The sequence below is a fragment of the Massilia sp. UYP11 genome, from assembly GCF_050434805.1.
Classification (GTDB): Bacteria; Pseudomonadota; Gammaproteobacteria; order Burkholderiales; family Burkholderiaceae_D; genus Telluria.
The window spans coordinates 88,881-104,133 of the sequence record NZ_JBNDJE010000001.1; the positions used below are offsets into that span (position 1 = coordinate 88,881).

The window sequence follows — 15,253 nt, forward strand, 5'->3', positions numbered from 1 at the left end:
GAGAACCCATGGTACGCGTGACAACGATGCTGGGCGCCGTCGTCCTGATGACGGCGGCGGCGCCCAGCCTGGCCGAAGACCAGTTCAAGCTGCTGGTACTGGCCACGCCCGGCAAGTATCACTACGAATACATTCCGATCGCGCGCGACAACCTGGAGCGCCTGGCCAAGCTGCATTCGTTCGCGCTGTCCTACACCAACAAGACGCAGGTGTTCGAAGGCGACCTGAGACAGTATGCCGCCGTGATGTTCCTGAACACGCCGGGCGAAGAGTTGAACCCGGCGCAGCGCGCCAACTTCGAGGACTACATGCGCGGCGGCGGCAATGCCGTGGTGGTGCACCGCGCGGCGATCGCCAAACCGAACGACTGGGTCTGGTTCGAGAAGATGGTGGGGCGCACGGTCGGCCTGCATCCGAAGCTGCAGACCGGGGTGGTGACCGTCGTCGACAAGCGTTTCCCCGCCACCTTCGGCCTGCCCGAGCGCTGGGTCTGGAGCGACGAGTTCTACACGTTCACCAATCCCTACAACGTGACGATCAACCCGGTGCTGAACGTGGACGAGTCGAGCTACGACCCGACCCTGATCTGGCCGGGCCAGACGGTCAAGGGCATGGGCAAGGACCATCCGATCGCCTGGCACCACCAGCACGAGAAGGGCCGCGTGTTCGTCACCACGCTCGGGCACAACGGCGAGATGTACCGCGACCCGCACTACCTGGGCCACCTGCTGGGCGGGATCTACTGGGCGGCGACCGGCCGCGGGCAGCAGCGCTGATCGGCGCACGGCAGGGCGCTCGCCGCGGCAAACGGGCGGGGTCGGCAACCGGCGTTCACTGTTTGCTCTCGGTTTGCGCGGGTTCGATCAGCACCAGCTGGCCGGTCGCGGGGTCGCGATAGACTTCGCCGACGCGGTCGTAACCGCTGCCGTCCCGGGTCACGCCGCTGGCGGGACGCTCGATCTGGCGCCCCTTCTCCACCGGCTGCGGCGTCGTCAAGGCCCCTTGCGCGCCGGCGATGGCGGCGATCAGGCCGCAGGCGAACACCAGCATCACGTCGACCAGGTTGACCAGGCTGGCGCGCGGATCTTCGTCGCCCTGGTCGAAGCGCGCGTCGAGGTGGCGGTACAGCCGCAGTTTTGCGCGCGTAGTCATGCCCGGGACTCCATCGCGTCCAGCGTCTCTTCGTACCAGCGGCGGCGCAGCTTGCCGATCACCAGGCCGCCGATGCCGGCCACCAGGCCCAGCACGGTGGCGTCGAAAGCGACGGTCACGGCGCTGGCCAGCTTGGCGGGGTCGCCTTCTCCCAGCGCCGCCAGGCCCGGCCCGAGCGGGATGATGGTGGCCATCAGGCCCAGCATCGGCGGGATGCGCGCCAGCAGATCGGCGCGTTCCAGGCGGTGGCGGGCAATCCGCTGCACCGCCTCGACATCGCCGCTGTCGCGCAGCCTGGCCAAGCCGTGGAAGCGTTCGCCGACGGCGATGCCGGATTCGACCAGCGCGATCGCGCAGCCGGCCAGCAGCGCCGCCAGGGACGGCGCGAGCAGCCAACTGACGGCGTCGTGCAGCCAACCATAGGAAATAAAGTCCGAAGAAAGGGTTTCGATCATGGATGACTCCTGAGAGGTTGAGGGATGTGCCGGCCGCGCCACAGGCCGAGCGAGAACAGGGCGAGGCAGGCGGCCAGGATGGCCAGCGCCTGCACGATGCGCCCGGCGGCGGGCTGCGCGGGTTCGGGTCGCTGGGTCAGTTCGTAGACGCGCATCGGTTCTGGAGCGGGCGCGGGCGGCGCCGGTTCTGCCGTCGCACCGGCGCCGGATACCGCCGCCTGCCGCGCTGGCGCGGTCTGCGCCGCTGCGGGAACCGACGCGGCGGCCACCGGCAGCATCTCGCCGCGCGCCTTGGCCAGCGTCACGCCGAGGCTGGCGGCGTCGGCGCCATCGAGTTGCGGCGCCAGCCAGCCCCACATCGGATGGTGTGGCGCCGTATGGCCGCTGCCCGGCAGGCCGTTGGCCGCCACCAGGCGCGCGAGCTCTCCGCCCATGCGGCGAATCGTCTCCGGGTCGGTCTTCCAGTAACCCTTTTCGGCGGCCACCATGAACACCGCCAGCATGTGCGCCTTCACGTGCGCGTTGTGGCGCAGGCCCAGGAATTCGGGCAGGCCGAGCTTGTGCCGGTCATCGAAGTAGACGGCTTTGACTTCGTCCCAGGCCCAGTTCTTGACCAGGTCGGGGCGCGTGACCTGCCAGCCCCACAGGTTCTCGATGAATTCCTGGCCCATGGTGCGCGCGCCCGAGTAGCCGTTGTCCATCAGCGGCCGCAGCCAGGCCGGGTTCAGGAAGCGTCCGCGCAGCTCGCCCAGCAGGGCGCTGGCGAGCGGCTCGACGTCGGCCTGGCCCGGTCGCGCATGCTGCAGGATCAGCGCGTCCGGCACGCGCCCGGTGCGCATCTCGACCGCCAGCGACAGGCCGCCCAGGTAGTCGAAGGCGTCGTTGTTGTCGAGCAGGCCATACAGGTTGCTGGCGCGGCCATGATAGGTGCGGTGGATGCCGTCCAGCGCCACGTCGAAGGCCTTGTGGCGCGATTCGCCGTCGGCATCCAGGCCATAGGCATGGCCCATGCGGTTGCGGTAGGCGCGGCCGATCTCCTCGCGCTCGCGCCAGGCGCCGGAGCGCTCGGTCAGGCGATTCACGCCGGTGCCGTAGGCGCCCGGCGCATCGCCGAACACGCGCAGCGCGGCGGCCTGCCCGGCCTCGCCCGCCGCCATGCCGCCCGCCGCCAGCGCGCGCTGGCGGGTCAGCCACTCGCGCGCCACGCGGTTGTCCGTGGCCGGCTCGCTGCCCCAGCCCTTGCCATCCCCTGCGCCTTCGATCGGCGCCAGCGCCGCCTGAAGCGCTTCGCGCAAGGAGGGGTCCTGCTCGACCAGCGCCTGCGCCGACGCCGCCAGCGCCAGGCGGCCGGCGCGGTCGATCAGGCGGATCAGGTTCGGGTACAGGTCGCGGAACAGGCCGGAGGTGGTGACCACCGCATCGCGCCGGATGGCGCCGGGCGTGAGTTTCACGTCGGTGACGATGCCGCGCGCGTTCCACACCGGCTCGGCGCCCATCATCGCCAGCGCGAAGCCGACCATCACGCCTTCGTCGCGCACGGCGTCGGACGCCCACAGGATGATGCCTTCGCTGCCCACCCCTCCACCATTGACCTGGTCGCGCCCGGCGGCCTTGCCCGCCATCTGCCGGCCCAGGCCAAACCCCAGGCGGGTCGGCAGGATGTCGCCGTCGACCGCGTGGAAGTTGCGGCCCGTCGGCAGCGCCTCGGGCGAGCGCAGCGGATCGTTGCCCTTGCCCGGCTCGATGTAGCGGCCATCCAGGCCGGCCAGCAGCGCCGCCATCTCGCGCCGCGGCGAATCGCGCAGTTTATGCACGACGTCGGGGTCGTCGATGCCGCTCTTCTTCATCGAATCGAGCATCAGGTCGAGCGACTCGCGGCTCCACGGCCGGCCGAACACGTGCAGGCCGTGGGGCATGAATTTCTCTTGCAGCTTGGTGAGATAGTGGCCGATCTCGTGCGCGAGCAGGTCGTCGTCGGCGGCATCGAAGCCGATGCCGCGCACCGCCAGCACGTCGGACATCGACGCTTCCAGCTCGGCGCGCAGGTTCAGGGCGACGACCCGCTCGCGCATCAGCTGCGCGGCCTGGGCCTTGAGCGATTCGGACGATGCGGCCTCAAAACTCTCGACGAGCTGGCGCAGCGACAGCAGCTCGTCGTACAGCGGCGTGGCGGCCAGCGGCGGCGTGAGGTGGTCGACGATGACGGCCAGGCCGCGGCGCTTGGCCTGGGTGCCTTCGCCGACGCCGTCGACGATATACGGGTAGATGCCCGGCAGGTCGCTCGCGATCAGGCTCGGATAATCGTCGCTCGACAGGCCGACGGCCTTGCCCGGCAAGAATTCATAGGTCGAGTGGCGGCCCACGTGCACCACGGCGTCGGCCTTGAAGCGGTCGCGGATCCAGTGATAGAAGCCCAGGAACTGGTGCGGCGGGGTGATGCTGGTGTTTGCGTGCAGCAGTTCCTCGTCCACTTCCCAGCCGCGCGGCGGCTGCGGGCCGATGAAGACGTTGCCGAACACCAGTCCCGGCACCAGCATCTTGCCGCCGTCGACCATCACCTTGCCCGGCGCCGGCCCCCAGCCGCGCATGCCTTCGATGCCGTATCCGATCAGGCGCCGGTAAAGGGGCGCAAGCGACTGGCAGGCACGCGCCCTGGCTTCGTCGAGGCAGGCCATATAGCCGTCTTCCAGCGCATGCAGGTCGCGTGTGGCCTGCACGCGCTGCGGGTGATCGACGCCTTCGACCAGGTGCAGCAGCTCCTCGATCACGGTCGCGGCCTGCTTGCGGCCCAGCGCGCGTTCGCCGGCCTTTTCGGCCGCCAGCACGTCGGCATGCAGGCGCCCCAGCAAGCCGTCCCGCATCTCGCCCCGCACCCGCGGCGACAGGGTCGCGAACCAGCGCGCGTACTCCTGCGCCGGGACGCCGTTGACGGCGCCGGCCATTTCGCGCAGGGCGGCGCGGTCTTCCGGCAGGTTGACGCCGCGCGCCATGATCATGTCGAGCAGCGCCTCGGGCGAAGCCGGCAGCTCGCCGACCGTGTAACCCGCCGCCTTGAGCGCATGCAGCATCCCGAACAGCGACTCCGGCACGTTGAGGTTGTCGGCGCCGATGTTCTGGCGGCCCGGCGGATGGTTGTAGTAGACCATCGCGATCTTCTTGTCCGCGTTCGATTTGGCGCGCAGCGCCAGCCAGCGCGCCACGCGCCCCGACAGGCGGTCGACTTCGGCCGGCAGCAACACGGGCGGACGGTTCTCGATGCCGGTCTGGCGGTCGCGCCGGGCCTGGCCCAGGGCCGCCACCACCATCGGCTGGCCGATGCCCTGCAGCTCGGGCAGGGCCACGCGGTACTGGACCGAATCGGGCGGCAAGCCGTCGGGCGACAGCTGCCACTGCATCGCGGTGCGGTCCGACAGGCGGATCGCCTTGAACACCGGGATGTCCAAACGCTTGAAAGCATCCTCCACCGCCTCCCGGCCCTCGGCGGCGCCGACCACGAAGTCCTGCAGCACCACCAGCGCGGCCGGTTTCGCCGGCGCCACCAGCTCGGGCAGCCGTTCGAGCGCTTCGCGCGAGGCGCCGCCCCAGCGCGTGAGCAGTTGCACGCAGGGCTGGCCGAACTCTTCGATGCGCCGGCACAGCGCCGCGGGCACCACGCCATCCATGTTCGCCAGGTCGAGCACGACCACGGTCGGGCGCTCGCGCAAGCCGAGCGTCGACGCATTGCCCCAGGCGCCGGCGTCCTGCAGCTCGCGCTGCCCCCTGCGCAGGCGCAGGGTCGGCTCCGGCCGCGGATCGGCCAGGGGCGTGCCTGGCGCGAGCAGGTGCCGCATCAGTTCCGCGGTGTTGTCGACGCCGCCCGCCTGCCACACGCGGCGCGCGGCCAGCCAGTGGCGGGCGGCGGGGTCGCCCTCGGCCGCCCGCAGCGCGGCCTGCGGCGGCGCTTCGCCCGAGAGCTGGCGCAGCAGCTCGGGCGAGAAGCCGGCCAGGCTGCCGTGGCGCGAGCGCGTCATGAGGTTCAGGGTCGCTTCGCCGTTGAGCGCCAGCACGGCGGCGTGCGGCCTGGCGTGGCGCGCAAGGGCATCCTTCATGCGCCGCGCCGGGTCGCCGAACAGCGACACCGCCAGGATGGTGTCGGCGCCGCCGATCCACTGCGCCACTTCGCGCTCGCCCGCGGCCATCAGCTGGGCCGGGGTGCGCAGCAGGATGCGGTCTTGCGGATGGCTGGCCAGGTGGCGATGGGCGGCTTCGACGGCGCCCGGCGCGGCGCGCTCGGTGACCACCGCGAACAGGGTGGCGGCGCTGGCGTGCTGAAAGCCCGCCATGCAGGCGAGCAGGAACGAGGTGAGCAAGAACGAGGCGAGCAGAAACGTCAGCGCAGCGCGGATGCGGACCAGGAGAAGCGTGTTCATGTGAACGTCGACCTTTCAGCTGCGCGCTTGACGCGCGCACGACAACAGGCAGCCGTCATCCTTCCACGATGAACAGGGACGCTTGCGCGCGCCGCATGGGCGAACGATCGCAGCGCATGATGCGAGCAAACGAAGAAGGAACGACGAACAACCGACAGGCACGCCCTCACCCCGGGACGTACGGATGCATCGTGGATGGCCGGTCTTCTGGCTCGCCGTCTTCCTTCCCCGGTCCTGCCTTCCCGTGCACGGGGCACAGTGGCGTTCGACCGGGGTCGTCAGGCTTACAGCAGCGGGGGCTGCGCCGGACTGGCGCGCGATGGCTATCGCGCACGTCACCGGCTTCCCGTTTCACCTCCCTGCAGACGAGCAGGAAGGCACCATTCACTTGATTGGGCGCGATTCTACCGCCAAGTTCGATCGCTTGTCACCGCATTATTTCTTGGCAGGCAAGCGCGAAGAGGCCCGGCGCGGCAACCAACCGCGCCCGATCGGCCCGAAAAATAAGTCGCATAGGTTTATTTAGCGGAAGGACGTATACTTGCCGTCTCCCGCTGCCCTGCCCATCGAACGCCGCGCCATGCCGCCCTATAACGCACCGTCTCCCGCCGTTGATCCCGCCACGATGCCGCTGCTGCGCACCGTCGGCTCGAACCAGGTGGGCATGCGCGAGTTCAACGAGCGGGTCGTGCTGCAGGCGATCCGCACCCATGGCAGCCTGCCCAAGGCCGAAGTCGCGCGCCTGACCAAGCTCAGTACGCAAACGGCCTCGGTGATCATCAACCGCCTGCTGGACGAGCAACTGGTGGTCAAGCGCGACGCCGTGCGCGGCAAGGTCGGCCAGCCGTCGCAGCCGATCGCCCTGAATCCGGAAGGCGCGTTCTCGATCGGCATCCAGATCGGCAGGCGCGCGCTGGACGTGGTGCTGCTAGATTTCACGGGCGCGCTGCGCTGGCAGTCGTCGACGCCCTACGCCAGCCCCGACGTGGAACAGGTTTTCGCCGCCATCGACGCCAGGCTGCGCGAGGTGGACGCCTTTCTTGGCCCGGAACTGGCGCCGCGCCTGACCGGCATCGGCCTGGCCGCCCCGCTCACGCTGGGCACCTGGCATGGCCTGGAAAGCCTGCTGCCGCATCAGGCCGAAGCCTGGCGCCGGGTCGACCTGCGCATCCGCCTGCAAGCCATGACGCCGCTCCGCGTGGACTTCGCCAAGGACACGATCGCAGCCTGCGTGGCCGAACTGGTTGCCGGCCGCGGACGCACGCTGAAAAGCTATCTGTACGTGTTCGTCGACACCCTGGTCGGCGGCGGCCTGGTGATCGATGGCGAGCCGCACAGCGGCCAGTTCGGCAACGCCGGCGCGATCGGTTCGATGCCATTGGGCCTGGCTGGAACGGACGAACGCGGCGTGGCGCCGCAATTGCTCGGGGCGGCTTCGCTGGTGCGGCTGGAAGAAATGCATGCGCAGGCGGGCTTGGCGCCGCTCGCCTTCAACGACGACCGCCTGTTGAGCGGCCCGTGGGAAGCGGTGACCCTGCAATGGATCGAGGAAGCCGCCAATGCGATCACCTTCGGCGTGACCGGTGCGGCCTGCCTGCTCGACCTGGATGGCGTGATCGTCGACGGCGCCGTCAGCCGGCCCCTGCTCGAACGCCTGATCGCCGCGATGCAGGAGCAGATGACGCGCTACAGCTGGCAGGGCACCGAGCGGCCGCTGGTGATGGCGGGGACGATCGGGATGACGGCCAAGGTGATCGGCGCGGCTTACCTGCCGCTGCATGCGAACTTCGCGCCGGCGCACGGGTTGTTCCTGAAGGCGGAGCGGCGCTAGCAAGGCGAGCGCGGGGTGTCGTCTACCCCTCCGGGTACGGCGGCATGAATCGGGCGAGCGCCATCACGTGGGAGGCCGGCGACGAGTTCGACGACATCGTCGCCGCACTGCGGGCCAAGGGCGGACGGGAATATTTTGCATATCAACGGTAGCCGAGTGCCGTTCCAGGCCAGGCGAGTGGATCACCGCATATAAAAAAACCCTGCGAGTGGTGCACTCGCAGGGTTCGTCGTACTGATCAGACTGGCAGCCTCAGAACGGAATATCGTCATCCATATCCGAGAAGTTCGGCGCCGGTTTCGGCTGCGGACGTGCGGCCGGGGCCGGTGGCGCCTGGCGCGGGGCCGGACGCTGCGGGGCCGAGTAGTCGTCGTCCATGCCGCCGCCCATACCGCCGCCCATGCTGTCGCCGCCCATACCCTGGCGACCGCCCAGCATCTGCATGTTTTCAGCGATGATGTCGGTGGCGTAGCGCTCGATGCCGTCCTTGTCGGTGTATTTGCGAGTCTGCAGGCGGCCTTCGACGTAGACCGACGAACCTTTCTTGAGGTACTGGCCCACGATCTCGGCCAGGCGGCCGAAGAAGGAGATGCGGTGCCACTCGGTCAGTTCTTTCTGTTCGCCGGTATTACGGTCTTTCGACTTGTACGACGTGGCGACCGCGATGTTCGCGATGGCGTCGCCGCTCGGCATGTAGCGAATTTCCGGATCGCGGCCCAGGTTGCCGACGATGATGACCTTGTTGACTGATGCCATGATGTGTCCTTGGATAATGTTGTGAGCCCTGACTCTGCAGTTGACTAAGCGTCAGGGAACTGTGGTGTTGCAATTCAATATTATGAGGCCAGCGACGCGGTTTCAAAAGTGGATTTTACTGGCTGGAGTCAGCGTTCTAAACGGTGCAATCCAGCCCGAAAAACGGTCATCGCATTCCGGATCCAACAATTTTTTCGCTTTCTGAGCGTTTTGTCATTGAAGCGCCCGGAGAATGGCCCACATACGACAGACCCGGCTGTCTGCGGCGCTCGCCGCTTTCCAGAAAGGCATGCCATACGGGCATCCATGGTACGCCAACCACTGGATAGATGTACAGCCGAAACAAAAACGCGCTACACTTACGGGTTCTCCCCGATTGGCCCGCCTACCGCGCCGCTGGCGTCTGCGGCCCCGCAAAAACTGATAGAAAGTCTGCCCAACTTAATGGAAGAAATTCGCATTCGTGGTGCCCGCACGCACAATCTGAAGAACATCAACCTCGACCTGCCGCGCAACAAGCTGATCGTGATCACCGGCCTGTCGGGCTCGGGCAAGTCGTCGCTTGCCTTCGACACCCTGTATGCCGAAGGCCAGCGCCGCTACGTCGAATCGCTGTCGGCCTATGCGCGCCAGTTCCTGCAGCTGATGGAAAAGCCGGACGTCGACCTGATCGAGGGCCTGTCGCCGGCGATCTCGATCGAGCAGAAAGCGACCTCGCACAACCCGCGCTCGACCGTCGGCACCGTCACCGAGATCCACGATTACCTGCGCCTGCTGTACGCGCGCGTCGGCACGCCGTATTGCCCGCAGCACCCGCACCAGCCGCTGGCGGCCCAGACCGTGTCGCAGATGGTCGATGCCGTGCTCGCCATGCCGGAAGGCACCAAGCTGATGATCCTGGCGCCGGTCGTGGCCGGCCGCAAGGGCGAGCACGGCGACCTGTTCCAGGCAATGCAGGCCCAGGGCTTCGTGCGCTTTCGCATCGCCAGCGGCGTCAATGCCGCGAAGATTGTTGAAATCGATGAACTGCCCAAGCTCAAGAAGACCGAGAAGCACAGCATCGACGTCGTGATCGACCGGGTGAAAGTGAACCCGGACATCAAGCAGCGCCTGGCCGAAAGCTTCGAGACCGCCCTGCGCCTGGCCGATGGCCGCGCCGTGGTCTATGAAATGGATTTCGAGAAGGAAACCGTCTTCTCGAACAAGTTCGCCTGTAATGTGTGCGGCTACTCGCTGCAAGAGCTGGAACCACGCCTGTTCTCGTTCAATAACCCGATGGGCGCCTGCCAGGAATGCGATGGCCTGGGCCATATCGAGTTCTTCGATCCGAAGCGGATCGTGGCCTTCCCGCACCTGTCGCTGGCCTCTGGCGCCGTCAAGGGCTGGGACCGCCGCAACCAGTTCTACTTCCAGATGCTGCAGAGCCTGGCGGCCCATTACGACTTCGACCTCGACCAGCCTTTCGAGCAATTGCCGAAATCGTCGCAGGAAGCCGTGCTGTTCGGTTCCGGCAAGGCCACGATCCCGTTCAGCTATGTCAACGAGCGCGGCCGCACCGTGATCCGCGAGCATACCTTCGAAGGCGTGGTCAACAACCTGCAGCGGCGCTACCGCGAGACCGATTCGATGGCGGTCAAGGAAGAGCTGGCCAAGTTCATCAACGAAAAGAAGTGTCCGGCCTGCGAAGGCGCGCGCCTGCGCACCGAAGCGCGTTTCGTCAAGATCGGCCAGGGCGAGCAGCAGCGCGCCATTTATGAGGTGTCGGACAAGCCCCTGCGCGAAACGCTCGACTACTTCGACAAGCTGGAGCTGAGCGGCGCCAAGCGCGACATCGCCGAGCGCGTGATCAAGGAGATCGTGTCGCGCCTGAAGTTCCTGAACAACGTCGGCCTGGATTACCTGTCGCTCGACCGCAGCGCGGACACCCTGTCCGGCGGCGAAGCCCAGCGTATCCGCCTGGCCTCGCAGATCGGTTCGGGCCTGACCGGCGTCATGTACGTGCTCGACGAACCGTCGATCGGCCTGCACCAGCGCGACAACGACCGCCTGATCGCCACCCTCAAGCATTTGCGCGACATCGGCAATAGCGTGCTGGTGGTCGAGCACGACGAGGACGCGATCCGCACCGCCGACTACATCGTCGACATGGGTCCGGGCGCGGGTGTACATGGCGGCCAGATCATTGCCGAAGGCACGCTCGAGCAGATCATGAACAACGAGCATTCGGTGACCGCCCAGTACCTGGACGGCCGGCGCAAGATCGAAGTGCCGAAGAAGCGCACCAAGGCCGACCCGGCGCGCCAGTTGGTGATCACGGGCGCGAAAGGCAATAACCTGAAGGACGTGACCCTGACGTTGCCGGTGGGCCTGATGACCTGCGTGACGGGCGTCTCGGGTTCCGGTAAATCGACGCTGATCAACGACACGCTGTACCCGGCATTGTCGCGTCACCTGTACGGTTCGCAGACCGAGCCGGCGGAGCACAGCGCGATCCACGGCCTGGAACACTTCGACAAGGTGATCTCGGTCGACCAGGCGCCGATCGGCCGCACGCCGCGCTCGAACCCGGCGACCTATACCGGCCTGTTCACGCCGATCCGCGACCTGTTCGCGACCGTGCCGACCGCCAAGGAACGCGGCTACTCGGCCGGGCGCTTCTCGTTCAACGTCAAGGGCGGCCGCTGCGAAGCCTGCCAGGGCGACGGCGTGATCAAGGTCGAGATGCACTTTTTGCCGGACGTGTACGTGCCATGCGACGTCTGCCACGGCAAGCGCTACAACCGCGAAACGCTGGAAGTGCAGTACAAGGGCAAGAACATCACCGAGGTGCTGGACATGACGGTCGAGGATGCGCACGAGTTCTTCAAGCCGGTGCCGGTCATCGCGCGCAAGTTGCAGACCTTGCTGGACGTGGGCCTGGGCTACATCAAGCTGGGGCAGAGCGCCACCACGCTGTCCGGCGGCGAGGCCCAGCGCGTCAAGTTGTCGCTCGAGCTGTCCAAGCGCGACACCGGGCGCACCCTGTACATCCTGGACGAGCCGACCACCGGCCTGCACTTCGCCGACATCGACCTGCTGCTGAAGGTGATCCACCGCCTGCGCGACCAGGGCAACACGCTCGCGATCATCGAGCACAACCTGGATGTGATCAAGACCGCGGACTGGATCGTCGACCTGGGGCCGGAAGGCGGCGCCGGCGGCGGCATGATCGTGGCGTCGGGTACGCCGGAGCAGGTGGCCAAGGTCAAGGACAGCCCGACCGGCAAGTACCTCAAGCCGCTGCTCAAGGCTTGACCTTCACGGTTCGGCCCAAGTAAAACAGGGGCAACGCCACCGGCGTTGCCCCTGTTCTTTTTTTATATGGCCGCTTTCAACAGCGGCCTCTCCCCCACTCGGCCGGCCTTAGCCGGCCAGTTGTTTCTCCAGACGGTCCCTGGTGTCCACCAGCTCTTGCGGCAGGCGGTAGGCCAGCTTGTCGAACAATTCGCCGTGCAGCTTCAGTTCTTCGGCCCATGCGTTCTTGTCGATCGAGGTGATCTGGGTGAACTGCGCTTCGCTGAACGCCACCCCATCCCAGTTCAGGTCGCCATACGACGGCGAGGTGCCGAACAGGTGCCGGTTGCCGGCGGCGGCGCTGCCTTCGGTACGGTCCAGAATCCACTTCAGCACGCGCATATTGTCGCCGTAGCCCGGCCATACGAAGCGGCCGTTGTCGTCGGTGCGGAACCAGTTGACGCAGAAGATCTTCGGCAGCGCAGCCGGATCGATCGCGGCCACTTTCTTGCCGAGATTGAGCCAGTGCTGGAAATAGTCGCTCATGTTGTAGCCGATGAACGGCAGCATCGCGAATGGATCGCGGCGCACCACGCCCATCTGGCCGGCGGCGGCGGCGGTGGTTTCCGAACCCATGGTCGCGGCCATGTACACGCCGTCCACCCAGTCGTTGGCCTCGGTCACCAGCGGCACCGTGGTCGAGCGGCGGCCGCCGAAGATGAAGGCCGAGATCGGCACGCCGGCCGGATCGTCCCAGGCCGGGTCGATCACCGGATTCTGGGTCGCGGCCACGGTGAAGCGCGCATTCGGGTGCGCCGCCTTGCCGCTTGACGCCGGGGTCCAGTCCTTGCCCTGCCAGTCGATCAGGTGTGCCGGCGCTTCCTTCGTCATGCCTTCCCACCATACGTCGCCGTCGTCGGTCAGCGCCACGTTGGTGAAGATCACGTTCTCGCGCAGCGAGGCCATGCAGTTCGGATTGGTCTGTTCATTGGTGCCCGGGGCCACGCCGAAGTAGCCGGCTTCCGGGTTGATCGCGACCAGCTTGCCGTCCGCGGCCGGCTTGATCCAGGCGATGTCGTCGCCGATGGTGGTCACCTTCCAGCCGTCGAAGGTCTTCGGCGGAATCAGCATCGCGAAGTTGGTCTTGCCGCAGGCCGAAGGGAAGGCCGCAGCCACGTATTTCTTGTCGCCCTGGGGCGACTCGACGCCCAGGATCAGCATGTGTTCGGCGAGCCACCCGGTGCCGCCGGCTTGCGCCTCTTGATAACCCATGTTCGAGGCGATGCGCAGCGCGAAGCATTTTTTGCCCAGCAGCGCGTTGCCGCCGTAGCCCGAGCCGAAGGACCAGATCTCGCGGGTTTCCGGATAGTGCACGATGTACTTGGTGGCATTGCATGGCCAGGCGACGTCTTGCTGGCCGGCGGCCAGCGGCGCGCCGACCGAGTGCACGCAGGGAACGAACTCGCCATCCGGGCCCAGCACGTCATAGACGGCCTTGCCCATGCGCGTCATGATGCGCATGTTCACGGCAACGTAGGGCGAATCGGACAGTTCCACGCCGATGTGGGCGATCGGCGAGCCGAGCGGGCCCATCGAGAACGGCACCACGTACAGCGTGCGGCCAGCCATGCAGCCGTCGAACAGGCCGTGCAGGGTGTGGCGCATCTCGCTCGGCTCCATCCAGTTGTTGGTGGGGCCGGCCTGCTCCCTGGTGGCGGAGCAGATGAAGGTGCGGTCTTCGACGCGCGCCACGTCCGACGGATCGGACCAGGCCAGGTAGGAATTCGGACGCTTGGCGGGGTTGAGCTTCTTCATCGTGCCCGCGGCGACCATCTGTGCGCACAGGCGGTCGTATTCTTCTTCCGAACCGTCGCACCAGTAAATGCTCTCAGGCTTGGTCAGCGCTGCAATTTCTGCGACCCAATTGATGAGCTTTTGGTGTTTGATGTAAGCTGGAACGTTCAGTGCGGCGACGCCGCCCATCACGGGCTGATTCATGGGGAGTCCTCCAAATGCCAATTAAGAATTCGGGTGGATCGCTGGGTCGGGATCAATCAATGACCAGAGTGCCTATGGTCGGAACCCTGTATGGGTCGGGATCGACGGTGGGCAAGCGGTCTGGTCAGGATCGCGGTGGGACAGCGGTCGGATCGGCAGCCTTTGGCCAGGCTGAGCGGCACGTCTCATGAGCGCCGTTAAATACGTGTCATTCCTTTAAGTTCTGAGCCGATTGTACACCCCAAAAACCGCCTCACGGCCCCTTTCACTACAAAAAAGTAGGAAAAATGCCCTAGTAATGTAGTAGGCTATTTGGGCAAATGCCCTACCCTGTTATTTGTTTACATTTAACTGATATAACTCTGACAACACCAATGAAAATCGCGATTCTTGACGATTATCAAGACGCAGCACGCGGTCTTGACTGTTTCCGACTGCTCGACGGCCATGAGGTCAAGGTCTTCACCAGCACCACCCGCGGCCTGGGCCAGCTGGCGATTCGCCTCGCCCCGTTTGACGCCCTGGTGCTGATCCGCGAACGCACCGCCTTCACCCCGGCACTGCTGGCGAAGCTGCCGAACCTGAAGCTCATCTCGCAGACCGGCAAGGTCAGCGGCCACATCGACGTGGCCGCCGCGACCGCGCACGGCATTGCCATCGCCGAAGGTGTCGGCTCGCCGCTGGCGCCCGCCGAGCTGACCTGGGCCCTGATCATGGCGGCCAGCCGCAAGATCGTGCCGTATGCGAACAATCTGAAGGATGGGTTGTGGCAGACGGCATCGATCAATCCGGCGCTCAATGGCGTGGGACGGGTGCTCCATGGGCGCACCCTTGGCCTCTGGAGTTACGGCAAGATCGGCAAACTGGTGGCCGGCTATGCGCGCGCCTTCGGGATGCGGGTGCTGGTCTGGGGCAGCGAGGCCAGCCGCGCGACGGCGGTCGCCGACGGCCTCGAGGCCGCGCCGACGCGCGAAGCGCTGTTCGAGCAGGCCGACGTGCTGAGCCTGCATTTGCGGCTGGCGGAATCGACGCGCGGCATCGTCACGGCCAGCGACCTGGCGCGCATGAAGTCGGATGCGCTGTTCGTCAACACCAGCCGCGCCGAACTGGTGGCGGACGACGCGCTCGAGCAAGCCCTGAAGCAGGGGCATCCGGGCGCGGCGGCGCTGGACGTATTCACCAGCGAGCCGCTGGCGCCGGATGCGCCGCTGCTGCGCATCCCGACGGTGCTGGCCACCCCGCACCTGGGCTATGTTGAGAAAGACAGTTACGAGATGTATTTCCAGGCGGCGTTCGAGAACATCGTCCAGTTCGCGCAAGGAAAACCTGCGAACATCCTCAATCCGGAAGCGCTGGGCAAGCGTTGAAACCGACGCGCC

The 15,253-nt window shown here is 66.6% G+C and carries 9 protein-coding genes and 1 riboswitch; of the genes, 4 read left to right on the forward strand and 5 right to left on the reverse strand.

What is annotated here, in order from left to right:
• Positions 1–8: 8 nt before the first annotated feature.
• Positions 9–776, forward strand: a complete 768-nt coding sequence (locus tag ABIB38_RS00415) for a ThuA domain-containing protein (RefSeq protein WP_429200785.1) — start codon at positions 9–11, stop codon at positions 774–776.
• A 55-nt stretch (positions 777–831) separates the two neighbouring features.
• Here the strand turns inward: ABIB38_RS00415 and ABIB38_RS00420 are convergent, their stop codons facing one another.
• Genes ABIB38_RS00420 through ABIB38_RS00430 form a run of 3 tightly spaced genes read right to left on the reverse strand, consistent with a single transcriptional unit; the run spans position 832 to position 6,016 of the window.
• Positions 832–1,152, reverse strand: coding sequence for a hypothetical protein (locus ABIB38_RS00420; RefSeq protein WP_429200787.1), 321 nt, complete (start codon positions 1,150–1,152; stop codon positions 832–834).
• On the reverse strand, positions 1,149–1,607 hold the full coding sequence (locus ABIB38_RS00425; protein ID WP_429200789.1) for a MotA/TolQ/ExbB proton channel family protein: 459 nt from the start codon (positions 1,605–1,607) through the stop codon (positions 1,149–1,151). Before ABIB38_RS00425 ends, ABIB38_RS00420 begins: the two co-directional genes overlap by 4 nt.
• The gene (locus tag ABIB38_RS00430) at positions 1,604–6,016 is read right to left on the reverse strand and encodes a cobaltochelatase subunit CobN (protein WP_429200791.1); all 4,413 of its coding nucleotides are present in this window, start codon (positions 6,014–6,016) and stop codon (positions 1,604–1,606) included. Before ABIB38_RS00430 ends, ABIB38_RS00425 begins: the two co-directional genes overlap by 4 nt.
• A 180-nt stretch (positions 6,017–6,196) precedes the next feature.
• A riboswitch (cobalamin riboswitch) is annotated at positions 6,197–6,416 on the reverse strand.
• A 141-nt stretch (positions 6,417–6,557) separates the two neighbouring features.
• Here ABIB38_RS00430 and ABIB38_RS00435 point away from each other — a divergent pair.
• Positions 6,558–7,847, forward strand: a complete 1,290-nt coding sequence (locus tag ABIB38_RS00435; protein WP_429200793.1) for an ROK family transcriptional regulator — start codon at positions 6,558–6,560, stop codon at positions 7,845–7,847.
• A gap of 252 nt (positions 7,848–8,099) precedes the next feature.
• Here the strand turns inward: ABIB38_RS00435 and ssb are convergent, their stop codons facing one another.
• Positions 8,100–8,603 (reverse strand): single-stranded DNA-binding protein, encoded by a 504-nt coding sequence (gene ssb, locus ABIB38_RS00440; protein ID WP_109345880.1) that lies wholly within the window; start codon positions 8,601–8,603, stop codon positions 8,100–8,102.
• Positions 8,604–9,047: 444 nt separating this feature from the next.
• Here ssb and uvrA point away from each other — a divergent pair, with 444 nt between their 5' ends.
• Complete coding sequence (gene uvrA, locus ABIB38_RS00445; RefSeq protein ID WP_429200795.1) at positions 9,048–11,897, forward strand: excinuclease ABC subunit UvrA; 2,850 nt, start codon at positions 9,048–9,050, stop codon at positions 11,895–11,897.
• A 108-nt stretch (positions 11,898–12,005) separates the two neighbouring features.
• Here the strand turns inward: uvrA and ABIB38_RS00450 are convergent, their stop codons facing one another.
• Complete coding sequence (locus ABIB38_RS00450; RefSeq protein WP_429200797.1) at positions 12,006–13,874, reverse strand: phosphoenolpyruvate carboxykinase (GTP); 1,869 nt, start codon at positions 13,872–13,874, stop codon at positions 12,006–12,008.
• Positions 13,875–14,248: 374 nt separating this feature from the next.
• Between ABIB38_RS00450 and ABIB38_RS00455 the strand changes: the two genes are divergently transcribed.
• Positions 14,249–15,241 carry a D-2-hydroxyacid dehydrogenase family protein gene (locus ABIB38_RS00455; protein WP_429200799.1) on the forward strand — a complete coding sequence of 331 codons (993 nt, stop codon included), beginning with the start codon at positions 14,249–14,251 and terminating at the stop codon, positions 15,239–15,241.
• Positions 15,242–15,253 lie beyond the last annotated feature (12 nt).